This is a genomic window from Arthrobacter sp. R4 (assembly GCF_051365025.1).
In the GTDB taxonomy this organism is placed as follows: Bacteria; Actinomycetota; Actinomycetes; order Actinomycetales; family Micrococcaceae; genus Arthrobacter.
In genome coordinates this window covers 227,896-244,824 of the sequence record NZ_JBLWIJ010000002.1, presented here as the reverse complement: position 1 = coordinate 244,824, position 16,929 = coordinate 227,896, and the positions used below count along the sequence as shown (strand labels likewise).

General features: G+C 64.1%; 17 protein-coding genes. 10 read left to right on the top strand and 7 right to left on the bottom strand.

All coding sequences use genetic code 11. The features are described 5' to 3' along the window. Positions 1-7 precede the first annotated feature (7 nt). From ACLKOZ_RS01730 to ACLKOZ_RS01720, 3 genes are all read right to left on the bottom strand, one after another. Positions 8-625 carry a hypothetical protein gene (locus ACLKOZ_RS01730; RefSeq protein ID WP_337348372.1) on the bottom strand — a complete coding sequence of 206 codons (618 nt, stop codon included), beginning with the start codon at positions 623-625 and terminating at the stop codon, positions 8-10. A gap of 238 nt (positions 626-863) precedes the next feature. Beyond that, positions 864-3,428 (bottom strand): LuxR C-terminal-related transcriptional regulator, encoded by a 2,565-nt coding sequence (locus ACLKOZ_RS01725; protein ID WP_436472399.1) that lies wholly within the window; start codon positions 3,426-3,428, stop codon positions 864-866. Between the two features lie 577 nt (positions 3,429-4,005). Beyond that, positions 4,006-4,209: a cold-shock protein gene (locus ACLKOZ_RS01720; RefSeq protein WP_066274236.1), complete on the bottom strand. Its 204-nt coding sequence runs from the start codon at positions 4,207-4,209 to the stop codon at positions 4,006-4,008. Between the two features lie 314 nt (positions 4,210-4,523). On the opposite strand from ACLKOZ_RS01720, the gene ACLKOZ_RS01715 reads away from it, so the two are divergent. The 4 genes from ACLKOZ_RS01715 to ACLKOZ_RS01700 all read left to right on the top strand — a co-directional run bounded on the left by ACLKOZ_RS01715 (position 4,524) and on the right by ACLKOZ_RS01700 (position 6,427). Further along, positions 4,524-4,910, top strand: coding sequence for a TfoX/Sxy family protein (locus tag ACLKOZ_RS01715; RefSeq protein ID WP_376045209.1), 387 nt, complete (start codon positions 4,524-4,526; stop codon positions 4,908-4,910). 5 nt (positions 4,911-4,915) lie between these two features. Beyond that, a complete protein-coding gene (locus ACLKOZ_RS01710) occupies positions 4,916-5,695 on the top strand; it encodes an alpha/beta fold hydrolase (RefSeq protein WP_436472398.1) in 780 nt (259 codons plus the stop codon). 67 nt (positions 5,696-5,762) lie between these two features. After that, positions 5,763-6,026, top strand: coding sequence for a type II toxin-antitoxin system Phd/YefM family antitoxin (locus tag ACLKOZ_RS01705; protein WP_436472397.1), 264 nt, complete (start codon positions 5,763-5,765; stop codon positions 6,024-6,026). Next, a complete protein-coding gene (locus ACLKOZ_RS01700) occupies positions 6,023-6,427 on the top strand; it encodes a type II toxin-antitoxin system VapC family toxin (RefSeq protein ID WP_337350139.1) in 405 nt (134 codons plus the stop codon). The genes ACLKOZ_RS01705 and ACLKOZ_RS01700 overlap by 4 nt, the downstream gene beginning before the upstream one ends. A gap of 264 nt (positions 6,428-6,691) precedes the next feature. Here ACLKOZ_RS01700 and ACLKOZ_RS01695 read toward each other — a convergent pair whose 3' ends face one another. After that, the gene (locus ACLKOZ_RS01695; protein ID WP_436472396.1) at positions 6,692-7,348 is read right to left on the bottom strand and encodes a hypothetical protein; all 657 of its coding nucleotides are present in this window, start codon (positions 7,346-7,348) and stop codon (positions 6,692-6,694) included. Between the two features lie 139 nt (positions 7,349-7,487). Here ACLKOZ_RS01695 and ACLKOZ_RS01690 point away from each other — a divergent pair, with 139 nt between their 5' ends. Continuing rightward, positions 7,488-8,006, top strand: a complete 519-nt coding sequence (locus ACLKOZ_RS01690; protein WP_436472395.1) for an ATP-binding protein — start codon at positions 7,488-7,490, stop codon at positions 8,004-8,006. Between the two features lie 532 nt (positions 8,007-8,538). After that, positions 8,539-10,128: an alkaline phosphatase D family protein gene (locus tag ACLKOZ_RS01685; RefSeq protein WP_436472394.1), complete on the top strand. Its 1,590-nt coding sequence runs from the start codon at positions 8,539-8,541 to the stop codon at positions 10,126-10,128. 57 nt (positions 10,129-10,185) lie between these two features. On the opposite strand, the gene ACLKOZ_RS01680 is transcribed toward ACLKOZ_RS01685, so the two are convergent. After that, positions 10,186-10,581, bottom strand: coding sequence for a hypothetical protein (locus ACLKOZ_RS01680; RefSeq protein WP_436472393.1), 396 nt, complete (start codon positions 10,579-10,581; stop codon positions 10,186-10,188). Positions 10,582-10,679: 98 nt separating this feature from the next. Continuing rightward, on the bottom strand, positions 10,680-11,921 hold the full coding sequence (locus ACLKOZ_RS01675; RefSeq protein WP_436472392.1) for a S8 family peptidase: 1,242 nt from the start codon (positions 11,919-11,921) through the stop codon (positions 10,680-10,682). A 187-nt stretch (positions 11,922-12,108) separates the two neighbouring features. On the opposite strand from ACLKOZ_RS01675, the gene ACLKOZ_RS01670 reads away from it, so the two are divergent. Together ACLKOZ_RS01670 and ACLKOZ_RS01665 are read left to right on the top strand one after the other, a co-directional pair. Continuing rightward, positions 12,109-12,435 carry a hypothetical protein gene (locus tag ACLKOZ_RS01670; protein WP_436472391.1) on the top strand — a complete coding sequence of 109 codons (327 nt, stop codon included), beginning with the start codon at positions 12,109-12,111 and terminating at the stop codon, positions 12,433-12,435. Between the two features lie 91 nt (positions 12,436-12,526). Further along, entirely contained in the window at positions 12,527-13,561 is a 1,035-nt protein-coding gene (locus ACLKOZ_RS01665) for an AAA family ATPase (RefSeq protein WP_436472390.1), read from the top strand. Between the two features lie 425 nt (positions 13,562-13,986). Here the strand turns inward: ACLKOZ_RS01665 and ACLKOZ_RS01660 are convergent, their stop codons facing one another. Further along, positions 13,987-14,361: a hypothetical protein gene (locus tag ACLKOZ_RS01660; RefSeq protein ID WP_436472389.1), complete on the bottom strand. Its 375-nt coding sequence runs from the start codon at positions 14,359-14,361 to the stop codon at positions 13,987-13,989. A gap of 161 nt (positions 14,362-14,522) precedes the next feature. On the opposite strand from ACLKOZ_RS01660, the gene ACLKOZ_RS01655 reads away from it, so the two are divergent. Continuing rightward, complete coding sequence (locus tag ACLKOZ_RS01655) at positions 14,523-15,164, top strand: response regulator (protein ID WP_436472388.1); 642 nt, start codon at positions 14,523-14,525, stop codon at positions 15,162-15,164. Then, positions 15,161-16,909 carry a sensor histidine kinase gene (locus ACLKOZ_RS01650; protein WP_436472387.1) on the top strand — a complete coding sequence of 583 codons (1,749 nt, stop codon included), beginning with the start codon at positions 15,161-15,163 and terminating at the stop codon, positions 16,907-16,909. Before ACLKOZ_RS01655 ends, ACLKOZ_RS01650 begins: the two co-directional genes overlap by 4 nt. Positions 16,910-16,929 lie beyond the last annotated feature (20 nt).

The window sequence follows — 16,929 nt, the reverse complement described above, 5'->3', positions numbered from 1 at the left end:
GCATCGACTACGGCTTTACGGACGTTGCGTCGAAGTGGGCCTGTACGTAGGAGACCTGTCCCTGCAGGGCGTTGTTGGCCTCAGCACTGCCCTGGTCCGGGAGGCTGATGCTGACGCCGAGGACGGCGTCAGCACCGTGGACGAAGGTGCCCAGGTTCAGCGCCGAGACGGCAGCCTGAGTCACATTGGTTGCGATCGCAACACCGTTAAGGGTGATGGTGTAACGAAGCGCTGCTGCCAAAGCGGGACTTGACGTTTTGCCCGCACGATCCTTCAGCGAGAAGTTGATCGCTGCGCTAAGGGCCGGGCTTTCGTTGCGGAACGGAATGTCCACCGAGACGGTGTCTCCCGGCGTGATGAGGTCCGCGCCCGGAACCTTGATGTTCACGCCAGCCGCCGTATTGGCCTCCTGCCACGTTCCCGCTACGGGCAGGCCCTTGTCGTCGGTGCCAATCACCTGGATGTTGAAGCGGTTGTTGCCGCCAAGACCGGAGTCATCGGTGCCGTTGCCGATGTTGAGGTTGGCGAAGTCGGTGAACGCAGCGGCAGTCAGCAGTGCTGTCACGCCCAGCAGGGCACCTCCAGTGAGGAAGGCGCGCTTGCGTCCGGTGCTGGTCTTTTTCATAAGAAAGGTTCCTTTCACGAGGGGCCGGTTCGTTGGCCGGCTGGGTCCAAGGCAGTGCATCGGCAAGGGACGGAAGCGCTCCCCCAAAACAAGCGCCGTGTGCAACCAAAAAGGAGACTATGGCCGGTTTTGGGGCCCTAGGTGGCGGTTTGGGTCTTTTTGAGTGGTCTTTAGCGCAGATTAGGTGGTGTCTTTCAAAAGTCCCGTACATATAGGCGCCGCTTCATGGCCTGAGGGCCTATTTGGCTGCGTAGGAATTCCGCACGAGGTCAAAAAGCGCGCTCCGGGATGTGGCCCCTGTTTTCCGCAGCGCATTCGAAATGTGGTTCTCAACTGTCCGGGTGCTAATGCCCAGATGCTCGGCGATCTCCGTGTTCGTGCGATGGCCTGCCAAGGCCGAGATCTCAATTTCGCGAACCGTCAGCTGCAAATGACCAGGGACGTTGAAGGCCAGAATCTCGCTGTTAGGGGGAAATCGTGCCGTAAATGCTGTGAACGCCTGGTCCATTGCTTCCGCTGCGCGGCTATCACCAAGCAGGAGGTGGCGTTTGGAGGCCCCGCGCAGAAGCATTCCCACTTGATAAGTGTGTGCATCGGGTTCATAGTGCTTCAACAGCAGACCCAGTAGTTGGTGGTCTCCCTCGATTACGGCGCCGGCTATTGATACCAACTGGTCATAGGAGGCAGTGCCACTTACCCGCATTATGCGCCGCAGCAGTTCGAGAACCCTCCGGCCGGGAAGAAGACAGGTGGAGAAGAGCGCGCTGAATGCCGCTTCCAATACATAGCCATGGTCCAGTTGCCTCTCTATGAGCCTGGCTGCCCGCCTGTCGAAGCCTTCGGGCTGGATGGGGCGCTCTGCGATAAGGTCATAGACGCCTCTTCCGATCCCGGGGAGCGGACCTACTTGCGGGGCCCGCCGTCGCGATTGCGCGGCCAAGGTTGTCCTCGGGAGACTAGCCGTTGTTGCCGAACGCAGGCCGGCCAGACGCAGCATTGCATCGTGCAGCGAGTCGACGAGGAAGCCAGGGCGGCCCATGGCGAATACACTCCCCATCAGGTACTCAGCCTCGTCGAAGTAACCGCAGTAGACGAGAGCCTGGGCAGCAATGTAGCTGCTCGCAACCACCCCGAATTGGTCGAGGTTGCGGCGTGATTCGGAACGCCATTCCAAGGCAAACGTGAGAGCTTCCTCGATTCGCCCGGAGACGAACAAGGCGGTTCCACGGATGAACGGTTCCATGCGGGGAAAGACTGCGAATCCCTTCGCTGAGTTGATGGCCTCGAGTGCACCCGATGGATTGAATCTGTAGAGATCCAGCATTCCCCACGCAATATTGGCCACTCCCCCTTCGCCGGGCGTGAGTTTTAACCTGGCCATTGCTGCATCGAGGTCGCAGGGCATCCGGTCATAGGATGCCGTGAGGAAGAGCGCCGACGCTTCCGCGTCAGCCTCCCAGCCGGGGTGCTCCGTCCCGAAGCGCCTTAGCGTGCTGACTGCCGCGGCCACCCCTTGGCCGGAGTAAATCGTCCATAAGGCGTGGGTCACAGCGAGGAACAGGAGGTCGCCCGGATCTCCGTCAGCCGTCCTGGTTTGGCTGAAGACGCGTTCAATCCGCAGTTCGTCAATCGGCGCACCCCAGTGCACCCTCAGGAAGGCAACCGCGCTCGAAACGGATTTTTCGGCCTCCCACAGCCGGTATAGGGCCTGCTCCCTGACCTGGATCTGCTCATGGAAGTGACGCGTGCTTGCGGCGTCGTTGGTACTTCGCTCACCATGCAATGCGTTCAGGGCGCTCCTGAACGAGTCAGCAGCGCTTTGGTCGCCGAGTGGATGTGGAGGCAAGGTGCGCAGGGCCCGTGCGATTCTGTTCCGCAGGACCTGCCGGCCGCCACTGAGCCCAGACGCGCGGAAATAGTCTTCAAGCACGGGCGGGCTGATCGCTGCGGAGGTGCAGCCGTGATGGTCCTCCATGACTGAGACGAATCCACGCCGCTCCAATGTCTCCAGGACATTCGAGTGGATCACTTTCTGCAGGACCTCGATAGGCGAGGTTCCCACTATCGCCATCGTTTGAAGTGCCGTGAGCTCGGCTGCATTGAGGCCCTCGAGAAGAGCTTCAACGGTGCCGCGCAGATGATCGTTCCACAGGGAATCTCCGGTCAGTTGCCACTGACCGTCCCTGAGCGCCATCAGGTTGCTCAGCGAGGCGGTTTCAGCAATGCGGACCACCAGCCTCGGGTTTCCGGCTGATTTGGTGAGGATCCGTGCAGTGGCGTCCGCATCTGCTGCGGCACCGAGAGTGTGACGGATCAGTTCGTTGACTTGCCCATAGCGCAGCGGATTGAGCTGTACTTGGGCTCCTGGGCCACGGCTAAGGACCCGCAGTTGAGCCTTTGAGTACAGTTTGGAATCGTCCACGGTGACCACCAAGGGCCTTTTCGTCCTCAGGAGGACGGCCTCAATGACGGCCAGCGACTCGTTATCGACGTACTCGATGTCGTCGACCATGAGGACATGCTGACCTGGCTTCGACAGGTATGCGGTCAGTGCATCTGCGGCCCCCAACACGCCCCGGATACCCAATCGGATATCAAGTCCAAGACCGTGGACGCCCGCGAAAGCGATGTTCCGATGGGTGCGAAGCCCGGCGAACACGTAGACCGTACCTCCGGTCTTTTCCAGCCTTTTTACGACCTCTTGAAGAATGGTTGTTCGACCGCTTCCAGGTGCACCGTCGATCCGAACGCCGATGCCGCGTGCCACGTAGTCCAGCGTCCGTTGCACTTCCTGTTCGAACACGTGATCCAACCTTCTGTGGTCCCCTCATCCCAGCTGAAAAGGATCAGGTCACCGTCATAGGTGCATGACCCAATGGCGTCCGCCAACCTCGCTGCCAGCCCATGCCTGCATGGGAAATGCTTGCCCTCCAAAGTGGAGGCTAGGTGTCGTTTGTCGGCCTTGGGTGGCTTGACCCCCAAATCTGTGTGCGAAAATCCGATTTCTGGGGCCGAAAATGCCGAATCCAGGGGGCGGGCCCTGGCTTCTAGGTATTGCGCTCTATGTACCGGATCAGGCTGGGTCGAGAGCGCCCGCCGGATGTCTGTCCATGTCCCCCTTGGATGTTGCGGCTGGTTGTTTCCAAGCTACGGGGGTGGGCTGGCGCCCTCCAGAGTCAAGTGTGCTTATGTGGATATGTATTCGAATAAAGTATTATTAGGTCGAATACATCTTCGAGCCGGTGCGTAGGGGGCGGTGAGTGAGAGCACCCTGGAGGACACAGCCGCTAAGCCGGTGGGCGAACAAAAAAGCAGGGCCGGTCAATGACCGGCCCTGCTTTTGAAATATGAAACCCTAAGGCCCCAGTTTCTCTAAAGAATTAGAGGGACTGGATGTTTACGGCCTGGGGACCCTTGGGGCCCTGCTCGGTTTCGAAGGAGACCTTCTGGTTCTCTTCGAGTGAGCGGAAGCCGGAGGAAGCGATCGCAGAGTAGTGTGCGAAAACGTCCTGTGAGGAGTCATCGGGGGAAATGAAGCCGAAGCCCTTTTCAGCGTTAAACCATTTGACGGTACCAGTAGCCATTATTATTGTCCTTCGTGAAGGTGGAGGAAAAGTCCCGACTTTCGGGTCCTCCGGTGTGGGGTGTTCAAAACCGCTACTTCAGAAGAACGCGGACTTTCGACCGCGCGTACTGCCTGAACTACCAACTGCATAAACACAACAACAAAATCAACTGTACAGGAGTTTCCGGACAGCATTTACCACCCGCCCATCCACGGCAGGTGCCGGGCGTCCGGCACCCGGGCCAGGCGCCGCCGTCGGGCCCTGTACGCGGCGGCAGCGCGGGCATATCCTGCCAACAGATCCAGCGCACCACTACCCCGGGGAGAAGAACCATGGAGATGCCCAAAGCGTCCGATGCCGACAAGGAACGGTTCCGGGCGGCGGTTCCGGACCATCCGGACGTGGTGGTGAAGCCGATGTTCGGCAACCTGGGGGCGTTCGTGAACGGCAACATGTTCGCCGGGCTTTTCGGCCCCGTCATCGGCGTGAAGCTGGACGAGGCGGACAGGGTGGAGCTGGAAAGCACGGAGCGGACGGTCCCGTTCGGGCCGGCCGAGCGGCCCATGGCCGGCTACAGCGGGTTGCCGGAAGTGTGGAATGCAGAGGGTGACGGCGACGACGCGCGGGTCCGCGCCTGGGTGGGGAAGGCGTTCGACCATGTCGCCACCCTGCCGCCCAAGGAACCGAAAGCGCGCAAGCCCAAGGCCGCCGGGAAGTAACTGCGATGCAACCGATCCGGGTCATCCTGCTTCCGGGTGCTGTCCTCCCCGCAGAGCCGGCGTACAACGAATTGATCAAAGCGATGGGGCCCGATGTCCAGGCTGTCGCCAAGGACCTCGAGCTCTATGCAGGCGACGAGCCTCCGGCGGACTGGACCCTGGACACAGAGGTTAACGGCGTGCTGCGCGAGGCCGATGCCCTCGGGTGGGAGGCATTCCATCTGGTGGGGTACTCCGGTGGCGGCGCGGTGGCGCTGGCGTTTGCCGCCAAGCACGCTGACAGGCTGCTCAGCCTGGCGCTGCTTGAGCCCGCCTGGGCCGGGAGCTGGGACTGGAGCCCAGCCCACGCGGAACTCTGGAAGAAGTACGAGCAGCTGGAGGCACTTCCGCCGGAGCAGTTCCTGTCCGCGTTCATGCGGCTGGGAGTCAGGCCCGACGTCGTCCTGCCGCCACCGCCGGAGGATCCCCCGCCGCCGTGGATGGCTAAACGGCCTGCCGGCATCCGGGCCTTCCTGCGGACCTTCAAGAGCTATGACTTGGAAAGGGAACGCTTGGCCGCCTTTCCGCGGCCCGTGTTCCTCGCCCTGGGCGGCCTGAGCAACCCGGACGACTACGGCGAGATTGCCAGCCGGCTGGCAAGGGTGTTCTTTCCGGACTTCCATCTGGAGGTGTTCCCCAAACGCCACCACTTCGACCCACCCCACCGGATCGAGCCCGAGCGGCTGGCTGATTTGCTTCGGCGGCACTGGGAGGCTGCGGAAGGATCGAGCCCGGCTGCGGCTTGAGATGCTGCGGACATGCTGATATTTACATTCCGGACCTCCGGTTGCTACGATTGCTACGGAGGCAATCATGACAACCATTCCGCACCGGGAGCTCCGTAACCAGAGCAGCAAGATCCTCGAACGCGTAAAAAACGGCGAAACAATCGATGTCACCAACAATGGCGAGATCACTGCGACGCTGATCCCGCCGTCGGCCTCGCCCTTTGAACGTCTGCTCCTGGCAGGCCAGGTCCGCCCGGCCATGGGGCCTGTCGACTTCCGCACCCTGCCGCGCGTTACCTCAGAATCGAGCACGGCGGAGATTCTAGACGACCTTCGTGGCGACAGTTGATCATTTACGTGGATACCTCGGCCGTCCTCAAGGTGGCGGTGGAGGAAAGCGAATCAGCAGCCACGGCGGAGTACTTATCGGCAGCTGGATCTCGGAACGACAGGCTGGTGGCTTCGATGCTGCTCTACACGGAGCTCCACTGCGCAGCGCACCGGCGTGGTTTGCCAGGCGAGCTGGTCAATGCGGCACTCGGCGGCATCAATCTTGTTGACATCGCACGGTCCGATCTGATGTATGCGGCTGCCCTGCCCGGCAGGCTGCGAAGCGCCGACGCCATTCATCTGGCATGTGCAATCCGCCTGCAGGCTGATCTTCTCGTGGCCTACGATGCCGAACTCTTGGCCGCCGCTGTTGATGCGGGCCTGAACGTCCTGTCGCCAGGTGCGGGCTCCCGGCCGTAACCAGCGGATGAAGCTCCCGCTGCTGATCGTCGTCACCCCTGCAGAAGATCCACGTGATCGAACCTTTTGTGGCACACGTGGGCTAAGGCTTTGGAGCAGCGGTGCGCTGCTGCGCGTACTGCTGGAATCCGGTGGACTGTACCCCCGCCGTCGGACGTTGAAGCGCCCGACGGCGGCGGGCCTGCGTGATTACGCGGCAGCAACCGCCACGGCTTGCCGCTGTGCTTCACTCTCGAATTGCTCCGTGCTTTCGTGCGGTATCCGCTACCCCGGGAACCCAAAGCAGGGGAAGAACTCCTCCACACCAGGCCGGGCGATTTCGATGCAGCGCGCCTTCACTTGTTCCAGCACTGCGTTGCTGTCCGTACCCGAAACCGTCAGTCCGTTGACCGTGACCGACACAGTTGCCGTGGCGGCGCGCCTGAGGTTGTTGTCCACAGAGTTGACGTTGCCCAGACCCGGGATGTTCTCGTGGGAGCTGAGGGTGCTGTGCTCAAGCTGGCCGGTACCGGTCCACGTCGCCGAGAGGCTGATGGTGACGGGGTTGCCGTCGCCGTCGGTACCAGCCAGTTGCGTGGTGATGGAGGCGCTGGTCAGTCTCGGATCAGCCTCCAGGGGTGCGAAGTTCTGGCCGTCAGCCTGGAACAGCACCACGCCGCGGCCGGGTGCCGCGCAGACGTCGGAGATGCGCACGAAAACACTGGTCAGGCCCTGCTTGTTCACGGGACCGGGCTGGGCAGCGAACATCCCCGACATGGAGGAGACGAAGATCTCCGTCCGCTCGCAGCCGACGGTTTCGACCACCGCTGCAGAGGCATTCGTCGACGAAATGGTGTGGTAAATGTTGGGAGCGGCCCCGGCCGGTGCTGCATTCAGGGCGACCATGGCCGCCGTGGCAAGTCCGATAAGCAAGCGTTTCATGACGACTCCTTTGTCCGCTTCTCTCAGGTTAGGCCTCCCAAATAAGGCAGTCCATAGCGAGGCCTGGCGGTAGACGTGAGGCACCCCGGGAGTAGTGAACAGCCCTTGTGTTGGCTGCTCGGTGTTAGCGTTTGGTGCCATGATCGTATGGCTCAACGGCACCCACGGTGCCGGCAAAACGACAACGAGTGCCCTTGTTCAGCAGCTCATTCCCGATTCGAGAGTGTTCGACGCCGAAAAGGTTGGCGAAACACTCATGGACATCTCTCCCGGCCTGCCCGCCACGGACAACTTCCAGCACTGGCCGCCATGGCGACCCCTCGTCGTGGAGACCGCCAAGCGCGTACTTGACTACACTGGCGGCACGTTGGTGATGCCCATGACCGTTTTGGTAGAAGAGTACTGGCGCGAAATTAGCGGCGGCCTAGCTCAACATGGCATTCCGGTACGGCACTTCGTGATCCATGCCGACCAGGACACCCTTTACGCCCGGATAGCTGCGGACCATCCCATCCCTTCCCCCTTCCGACTCGGCTATCTGGAACCGTATGCCGAAGCTGCCCGAACCTGGCTCCACGCTGAAGCTGAGGTCATCGACACCACCCACCTCACGCCCGCCGAGGTAGCCCAGCAGATCGCAGAGGCCCTGAGGAACTGAATAGCTCGATGGCGAGCCCTGTCAAAGATTCGGTGCTGACACCATCATCCGGGGCGCCTGGGATCAGGGCGTGGGCAGCGCTACACCGCGTGCCCTTCTGGAACGGGCTGCCTCCTTCCCGTTCCGGCCAAACGTCGAAAACGGGAAGGGTCTCACGCCCGCACGACGCCGTCTCGGCGGTCAACTGCCCAGTGACCAACGGACGCGTATCAAGGTCCGCCATGTTGATGAAGCCCCATTCGTTGAGGATGACCGCCTTGTTGGCCAGCGTTGTCCCGTAATAGGAAACGCGGCCCTCAGCGTCGACCATCAGCGGCCACAGTGGCCGCAGCCGTCCTCACGGCTAAACTTCCTGCAAACGGCCCCGGTGGATAATGTCCGGGAGCCCGGCAAGTGTAACGGGGCCCTGTGATTTCCACGGGCCGAAGCTCGTCATGCCGCAAGGGCGAGTCGACAGGTCTTGTCACGCAGTTAACCACCCATTCATAAAGGCCTCAGACACCGTCCAACAGGCTTCCGTATGTTCGAAGCCATGGACAACATTTCACGCAGATCCCTGATTTCCGCCGGCCTCGGGGCCGGGCTGGTCGCCGCCCTGCCGAGTGCCGCCGTCGCCGTTTCAACAGCGGACGACGCCGGTCTCCGCACCGATCCGTTCATGCTCGGCATCGCCTCCGGCGAGCCGTGGCCGGACGGGTTTGTAATTTGGACCCGGCTGGCGCTGGACCCCTTGGCCGTGGACGGCCTGGGCAGCATGCCCTCCCGCAGTGTCGCCGTCGAATGGGAAGTGGCCGAGGACGCCCGCATGCGCACCGTAGTAGCCCGCGGCGTCGAAACCGCCAGGATCGAAAGCGCGCACTCAGTGCACGTGGAGCTGAAGGGCCTCCGGCCGGGGCGCGAATACTTCTATCGGTTCCGCACCGGTCGGCACGTCAGCGCGGTGGGCCGCACGCTCACCAGCCCGGCGCCGCACGAAACGCCGACGGCGCTGGCCATGGCGTTCGCCAGTTGCTCGCAGTACGAGCACGGCTACTTCACCGCCTACACCCGTCTCGCCGAGGACCACCCGGATCTCGTGCTGCACGTGGGCGACTACCTGTACGAGTACAAGAAGGGCAGCTACGTGATCGGCGGCGGCAACCCGCGCGACCACCAGGGCCCCGAAACGTCCAGCCTGGCCGGCTACCGGCAGCGGCACGCGCAGTACAAGTCCGACGCCGACCTGCAGGCCGCGCACGCGATCGCGCCGTGGCTGGTGGTCTGGGATGACCACGAGGTGGACAACAACTGGGCGGACGAGATCCCGGAGAACACGGACGCCGCGCAGCTGAACGACACCACCGAGCGGTTCCGGCAGCGCCGCGCCGCAGCGTTCCAGGCGTACTACGAAAACATGCCGCTGCGTGCCTCGTCCGTGCCGGCCGGGTTCGACATGAAGATCTACCGCACCATCCAGTGGGGCCAACTGGCCAACTTCCACATGATGGACACCCGGCAGTACCGCGACGACCAGCTCGCCGGCGACGGCTGGCAGAAGAACGTGGCCGAACGCCTGGCCGAGGACCGCACCATCACCGGCGCCGAGCAGGAGAAGTGGCTGCTGGACGGGTTCAAGAATTCGACCCAGCGCTGGGACATTCTGGGTCAGCAGGTGTTCTTCGCCGAACGGGATCGGGCCCAGGCGCCGGAGGTCGACGACGTCTCCATGGACGGGTGGGACGGCTACGCCGCATCGCGGCGCCGCATCACCCAGGGCTGGGTGGATGCGGGCGTCCGCAACACCGTGGTTCTCACCGGCGACGTGCACCGTAACTGGGCAAACGACCTCAAACTCGACTACAAGGACCCTGCCTCCCCCGTGGTCGGCTCGGAACTCGTCTGCACCTCCATCACCTCCACCGGCAACGGCACTGGCTCCACCACCGACCCGGTCATGGCCTGGAACCCGCACCTGAAGTTCTACAACGACAATCGCGGATACGTGAACACGCGCATCACTAAGGACGCTTTGACTGCTGATTTCCGGGTGCTGGACTACGTCACGACGCCGGGATCCCCCGTCAGCACGAAGGCCTCCTACGAGATCCAGGACAGGGTGCCGGGGCTGGTGGCGCGCGGTTAAGCTCCGCAGAGGGACGACGGGCGTGCGGGAAGAATGCCAGCGTTTTAGATGGCGCCTTTAGGGCTGGGGGTATTGCTCGCGCTTCTTTATAAGCGCCTCGAACTCCTCGTCCCATGTCCTGGCCAGGAACCGGTTGTATTCGCGGTCCTTACGAATGAAGTCGGGAGGGGCGAATTTGACCGGCGGCGGGATGATCGCTGGCGTTGGGGCGGGTGCCGGCTTCCTTGCGGGAGGCCTTGCGGCCACTGTTCTGGGCACCCGCGGAGGCGTGATTGTCGGTGGGCGGGGTCGACGGCGGACTTGCTTCGGCTGGCTGGTAAGGACGATGCCGAACCAGATCGCGGCCGCCAACAGGAGCAGCCATGGATAGGTGACGACGATCCAAATCAGGATCACCACGAACCAAAAAACCGCCACTCCCAAGCCGTCGGACCCGTCTTGCTTTTTGGGCATTCACCTCACCGCCGAGATGTCATTTGCCCGTCATTCTATCGCGATCTAGGGGTTGCCCCTAGGGCAACCCAGCGGCAAATGGTCGGCTGGCCCCGCGACTACTTGACTGCGTTGTAGGCGTTCACGCGGCCATGCTTCCAGTACGTGCCGGTACCGGGAATGGCGTCCGCGGTCAATTCGACCTTGCCCCGGACCACCTCGCTGGTCGCGTCAGGATTCCTGCTCCACACAAGGGCCGCTGTGGCCGCGACGATCGGTGAGGACATCGAGGTGCCGTTGCCGACGTCGTAACCCCGTGACCGGTTGTATTGCGATTCAAGGACGAACTCGTGGTTGGGGAACGTTGAGTAGACGTTGACGCCAGGTGCTGCGATGTCCACCCAACTGGCGCCATATGTTGAGAAGGATGCCTTGGCGTCTTTGTTGTCGGTAGCAGCGACGGCGATGACGTTCGGGTAGGCACCCGGGTAGATCTTGGTCTGGTTGCCTCCGTTACCGGCTGCGGCAACCAGCACCACGCCTTTGCTCCATGCGTTGTTGACGGCTGTTTCGAGAGTGCGTGACGCCCGCACTCCGAGGCTCATGTTGATCACCTTGGCACCATTGCTGACCGCCCAGTTGATGCCGCTTGCAAGCCCTGAGCTGGATCCGATCCCGCTGTCGTTCAGCACTTTGCCGTCCAGGATGGTGCACTCCGGGCAAGTACCGGCCACGCCTTGTGTGTTGTGAGCGGCGGCGACGATGCCTGCCACGTGGGTGCCATGGCCGTAGTTGTCGTCGCCGGTTTCACCGGTGGTGAAGTTGGCCCGGGCGTTAACCTTCGGTGTGATGTCGGGGTTGTCGTTGGCGATTCCTGAATCGAGCACGGCGACCCTTATCCCGGCCCCCTTCGTGAACGTCCAGGCTTCGACGGCGTCCACGTCGGCGTCTGCCTTGCCTGCGGCTACGGTCAGTGTGCCGGCGGTGTTGGTGAAGGACTGTCCAGTATTTTGCAGGGCGTACTGGCGGCTGAAGTACTGGTCAGCTGTGGCCGGAGTGACCACGTGGTCCGGCTCGGCGTACTCAACGGCGGGATTGCGGTTCAGGGCTTCGATGAGTTGAAGCTCTTTGCCGGCGGGAGCCTTGATCAGATGGGCGCCTGTGCTGCCAATTCCGGGCCCTTCGCTCAGTCCGTGCTGCCGCAGGGTGTCCGCTGCCGCGCGGTGGTCGCGGAATTTGACCATGATCTGGCCAACGACATGTGATGGGTCGGCCGGTGCCGCGTTACCGGCTACCGCCGAGTTGATTGCACCGAAGGCCATCATTGCCGCTGCGAACCCGGCCAGAACTGTTCTTTTCATGGGGGTATCTTGCTCCAACAGATGCCCAGCCGGATAGGGGCAACAGGCAGATCGCCCTACCTAATCCGAAGGGTGACCGAACCGCCGGAGGTGAGTGCCGCCGTCGTACTTTCCGAGAGCAGGCAGTACATCCAAAGGATGCCGCTGAGGCCTGCTCCAAGCGGGGGTCAGGTGGGTAAAATGGACCATGTTGGTCTTTCTTGCCCTCGGGTGGCTGGCATACGTCGGCTTCCTTCTTGCCGCACTGGTCCTCGTCGGCATCATCTGGGTCCTGGGCAATCTCGTGCTCTGGATCGCGGACCTCAAGCCCCGCCTCACCCGGCGGAAGCCCGCTGTCCGAAAGCCTGTCGCAAGCCCCAGGCCGAAGCCGATTGTGGCCTCTGTCCGCGACCGGCCGGAAGCCCACGTCGCGACCGATATCTGGCCCAAGTGGACCCCGGCGCGCAGGCAGTACATGGAGCGCGAGCTGTCCCTCTGGCAGGAGCAGTTCGACGCCCTGGCCTCCCGGACGTAAGGGGCCAGACCGCGGCCCCAAGGCTCGGCTTAGTTGATGCTGGTGAAGCCAACCCCGCCCCCGGCCGGGCATCGAGTACTACAGTGGATGCATGGCTGCCAGCCGCAATCCGCTCGATGACCTGCGCGAAACCATCGGCCATCTGACCGACCAGCTCAGGCTGCACGGTTCGGAGCGCGTTGACGACCTGGTCGGCGATCTCATCGGTGCGAGACCCGGGCCGGCCCGGCCGCTGTCCGAAGTGCAGGCCGAGCTCGACGCTCTGGTCGGACTGGAGACCGTGAAGGAACAGGTGCGGGCCCTCGTCGCACTGCTCCAGGTCCAGGCCCGCCGTAAGGCGCACGGCCTGCCGGAGGTGGCCACATCACAGCATCTGGTGTTCCTCGGAAACCCGGGCACGGGCAAGACCACCGTGGCGCGGCTCCTGGCCGAGATGTACCGCGCGGTTGGTCTGCTGCAGAAAGGCCACCTGGTCGAGGTCGACCGTTCAGGCCTGGTGGGGCAGTACGTCGGCGCGACCGCCATCAAGACAGACCGGGTGATCCGGCGTGCGCTGGACGGCGTCCTGTTCATCGACGAGGCCTACGCGCTTGCTCCGGAGGACGGCCGGATGGACTTCGGCCCCGAGGCGATCGAGGTCCTGCTCAAGCGGATGGAGGACCACCGCCACCGCCTGGTCGTGATCGTGGCCGGGTACCCGCGGCTGATGGAGTCCTTCTTGCTCTCGAACCCCGGACTGCGCTCCCGGTTCGCGCGCGAGATCACGTTCCCCGACTACTCCGTCGACGCACTCCAGACGATCTTCCACCAGATGCTGGCCCAGCACGAGTACACCCTGGAGCCGGGTGCGGACCAGATTCTGCGCCGCATCTTCACCGGGCTCCACGCGGGCGAGGACTCCGGCAACGCACGGTTCGCCCGCACGCTGTTCGAGCAGTCGCTCAACCGCCAGGCGCTGCGTTTGTCGCGCGACGAGCAACAAAGTCTCGACGCGCTTGATCGTGAGGCCGTCATGACGCTCACCGCGGACGACATCGTCGAGGCCGCGCTGGCTTTGGGCGAGGAGCCGGAGCCGGAACCGACGCCGGAACCCGAGAAGTCACGCTGGTGGCGTTGGCTGGCCTGACCAGATCTGACCCGCAGTCGGGCCGCTAACACGTTCCGCACGAATAGGTTAGGGCCATTGTGCGGTGTGAGGGCGGACGACAAAAATCCTGCCGGGGAGGGGTCCTGGTCGCACTGACTAGCGTCAAGGGCAATCCAATGACGGACTTCTTCACGCTGTTCCCGGGACGCCCGTTCCCGAGACACTGTAGCCTGCGCAGCGAACCGCCTTCGTCCTGGCAGGCCGAGCAACGGCGCGGTGGTTGCTGTGCTGAAGTCGGCGGCGCGGTCGAGAATGGTCACCACGACGGGCCGGGCCTCAGCCGCGAAGAGCCGCTTGATCTGCACCCGTCCGGCGAATTGCAAGCGCAGCGCCGATCCCGCCTTCGCGCCCGGATGAGCGGCCGGCCGCGAAGGCGATAAGGACCATGACGACTGCGATCAGACTCAGTCCAGGACCGGCGTCGTGCGGCGCCCCGGCGAGAACATGAGCACGACGGCCGCGATCGTGAGCAGCACGGCTACGCCAGCCAGCAGCTTGATAACTGCTGGCACGTCGACGAAGAACGCCGGCAGTGCGGTGAGGGTCATGATGATGCTCGCGCCGGCCGCGACGCGGAGCGCGGCGCGGTTGCCGGTACGCCACGTGATGATCACGGCGACCAGGCCAACCAGGCCGAGCCCGCAGTCGACGATGAGGATGCCGATCGGCGGGCCAACCTGGCCTTCCGGAGGGGGAAACAGCACGCCGACGACGTTCAGCACGCTGTAGAAGCCGGCCAGCAGGAGGCCGACCTTCTGCCGTTTCGATGTGGTTTTCATGGTTGCTCCTCGGGTGGATGGATGAAGCGGACAACTCCACTCTCGGCTCGCGCCGCTTCCGTCCACGAGGGACGGCCTCCCCGTCCATTTTCCCGCGGATCCCCGGCGAAAGGGAGGAAGTTCCCGGATCAACCGGGAGCGTACGCGCCCATAATGGGTTCATGAACCTCAGGGTGCTGATCGCGGACGACCATCCTGTCGTCCGCGGCGGGCTCCGGGCGCTGATCGAAACCCTGGAGGGACTCGAGGTGGCCGGCGAGGCAGGCGACGGCGAGACCGCCGTGCGGGAGGCACAACTCCTGCGGCCCGACGTCGTACTCATGGACGTCCGGATGCCCGGTCTCGACGGGGTGGAGGCCACCCGCCGGATCCGTGCCGCGGTGCCGGAGACGGCGGTGCTCATGCTGACCATGTACGACGACGACGCTACCGTTTTCACCGCGATGCAGGCCGGAGCCCGTGGCTACCTGCTCAAGGGAGCCGGGCAGGAGGAGATCGTGGCCGCCATCCGCGCGGTGGTCACCGGGCAGGCGATCTTCGGACCCGGCGTGGCGGCACGCATACTGGGCTACTTCACTGCACCACCCACACCACGGCCCGCCCCCTTCCCGGAGCTCACCGCGCGCGAGCGCGAGATTCTCGACCTGCTCGCGTCCGGAAGACGTACGACGGCGATCGCCGAGGCGCTGTTCCTCTCCCCCAAGACGGTCAGCAACCACCTGACCAGCATCTTCGCCAAGCTCGAGGTGTTGGACCGGGCCGCCGCGATCATCCGCGCCCGTGAAGGCGGGCTCGGCACGTGACCGCCTCTCCTGCGCTGCTCGCGCTGGCCGCCCTTGGTTTGAGCACGGCCATCAGCGGGTTGGCGTTGCTCGGCGTTCCGCGGGTCCGGCCGAGCGCCGTCCTCATGGTCTTCGCAGGACTGGCCATCATCTCGGGGGCCGTTCTGGAAGCGACGGGGGGAATCAACGCGCCGCGCCTGGCCTTCACCATCGGCGGCGCGTTGCTGGCGCCGCTCGCGCTGACCGCTTACCCGGCCCTCACCTGGCGTCATCCGGTGGACTTCGTCTCGCTGGTGGTGATCGGAGGTTCGGGCATCCTTGCGGTGGTTTGGGCAGAGAGCGACGCGGTTGGCACCGCGATGGTCCTGGTGATCGCCTGTGCCCTGATCGCGCACACCTGGTGGAAGATCGAACGTGCCTCGGACGGCGACCGGTGGGCCCTCAAGTGGATGGCGCTCGCGGGGTCACTGGTGGTGATAACCATGTTCATCACCCCGTTCCTGCAGCTCGGCACCGTGGGAGAGGTGATCGCCTACCTCGCCATGAGCACCGTCGCGCCCGCGCTGTACATCGGGGTCCGCCGGCCCGAGGTGGTCGATGTCAGGGGCCTGATGGTGCGGTTCGTGGTTTTCGTTACCGCGGTGGTCGGCTACGTGGCCCTCTTCATGACCGTCGAGTCGCTGGTCGAGGTCCTGGGCGGCCGCGTCCCGCCTCCGGGCACGCTGGCGATCATCGGCGCCCTCGCGGCGACAACGTTTCATCCGCTGCAGGTGGTGCTGCGGGCCGTTGTAGACGAGCTCCTCTTCGGGGCGCGGCCGGACCCGCTGGGGGCGGCCACCCGGGTGGTCGGCCACATCGGCGATGACCCTGTGCTCGCACTGCGGGCGATCCGCGAGGCACTGGTCCTCCCGTACTCTGCGCTCCGCCTGGACGGGAAAACCGTCGCCGAGTCCGGGTCAAAGGTCACCCACACCAGGACCCTCCCGCTGGCCCTGGGCCCGGACCGGTCCGGGGAGCTCGCGGTGGGGCTGCGGCCCGGTGACCTGACCCTGTCCGCGGGTGACAGCCACGTGCTCAGCCTGGTCGCGCCTCTGCTGGCCCAGACCTTGCGCGCCCGGGCACTGGCCGACGAACTGAGGGAGTCACGCGGCCAGGCCATCACCGCAATCGAGGAGGAACGCCGTCGGCTGCGCCGCGACCTCCACGACGGCCTCGGCGCCCGGCTCTCCGGGATAGCGTTCACGTCAGACGCCTTACGCAATACCCTGCGCACCGACCCTTCCGGAGCAAAGGACCTGCTGCGGACCCTGCGCCAGGAGACAGTGACTGCGCTCGAGGACATCCGGGGGCTGGTCTACGCGATGCGTCCACCGGCGCTCGACGAGCTCGGTCTCGTCACCGCCCTGCGGCAGCAGGCACTGGCCCTGCGGACTCCTGACGGGACACCACTGCGAGTCGATCTGCGCGCAGATCGGTTGGAGGCGCTGCCCGCGGCCGTCGAGGTGGCGGTCTACCGCATCGTCGTCGAGGCGCTGACTAACGTGGCCAGGCACTCCATGTCGACTAACGCGACGGTCAGCCTCACAGTCCGCGAGGAGGCCCTGGAGATCGAGGTCACCGATGACGGGAGCACCGGTGCGCCGTGGCAGGCCGGCGTCGGAATTGCCTCTATGGGCGAGCGTGCGGCCGAGCTGGGCGGCACGCTCTCCGCCGAGAGCACCCCCCGGGGCGGGCGGGTGCATGCAGTGCTGCCAATCCCGCCGTGACCGATGCGGCCGGCGTCCTG

What these genes read in the sequence shown, in the direction of transcription:
- ACLKOZ_RS01730 (WP_337348372.1), bottom strand. Translation starts at nt 625, where the DNA reads ATGAAAAAGACCAGCACCGGACGCAAGCGCGCCTTCCTCACTGGAGGT.
- ACLKOZ_RS01720 (WP_066274236.1), bottom strand. Translation starts at nt 4,209, where the DNA reads ATGGCTACTGGTACCGTCAAATGGTTTAACGCTGAAAAGGGCTTCGGC.
- ACLKOZ_RS01715 (WP_376045209.1), top strand. Translation starts at nt 4,524, where the DNA reads ATGGAGATGCCCAAAGCGTCCGATGCCGACAAGGAACGGTTCCGGGCG.
- ACLKOZ_RS01710 (WP_436472398.1), top strand. Translation starts at nt 4,916, where the DNA reads ATGCAACCGATCCGGGTCATCCTGCTTCCGGGTGCTGTCCTCCCCGCA.
- ACLKOZ_RS01705 (WP_436472397.1), top strand. Translation starts at nt 5,763, where the DNA reads ATGACAACCATTCCGCACCGGGAGCTCCGTAACCAGAGCAGCAAGATC.
- ACLKOZ_RS01695 (WP_436472396.1), bottom strand. Translation starts at nt 7,348, where the DNA reads ATGAAACGCTTGCTTATCGGACTTGCCACGGCGGCCATGGTCGCCCTG.
- ACLKOZ_RS01690 (WP_436472395.1), top strand. Translation starts at nt 7,488, where the DNA reads ATGATCGTATGGCTCAACGGCACCCACGGTGCCGGCAAAACGACAACG.
- ACLKOZ_RS01685 (WP_436472394.1), top strand. Translation starts at nt 8,539, where the DNA reads ATGGACAACATTTCACGCAGATCCCTGATTTCCGCCGGCCTCGGGGCC.
- ACLKOZ_RS01680 (WP_436472393.1), bottom strand. Translation starts at nt 10,581, where the DNA reads ATGCCCAAAAAGCAAGACGGGTCCGACGGCTTGGGAGTGGCGGTTTTT.
- ACLKOZ_RS01675 (WP_436472392.1), bottom strand. Translation starts at nt 11,921, where the DNA reads ATGAAAAGAACAGTTCTGGCCGGGTTCGCAGCGGCAATGATGGCCTTC.
- ACLKOZ_RS01670 (WP_436472391.1), top strand. Translation starts at nt 12,109, where the DNA reads ATGTTGGTCTTTCTTGCCCTCGGGTGGCTGGCATACGTCGGCTTCCTT.
- ACLKOZ_RS01665 (WP_436472390.1), top strand. Translation starts at nt 12,527, where the DNA reads ATGGCTGCCAGCCGCAATCCGCTCGATGACCTGCGCGAAACCATCGGC.
- ACLKOZ_RS01660 (WP_436472389.1), bottom strand. Translation starts at nt 14,361, where the DNA reads ATGAAAACCACATCGAAACGGCAGAAGGTCGGCCTCCTGCTGGCCGGC.
- ACLKOZ_RS01655 (WP_436472388.1), top strand. Translation starts at nt 14,523, where the DNA reads ATGAACCTCAGGGTGCTGATCGCGGACGACCATCCTGTCGTCCGCGGC.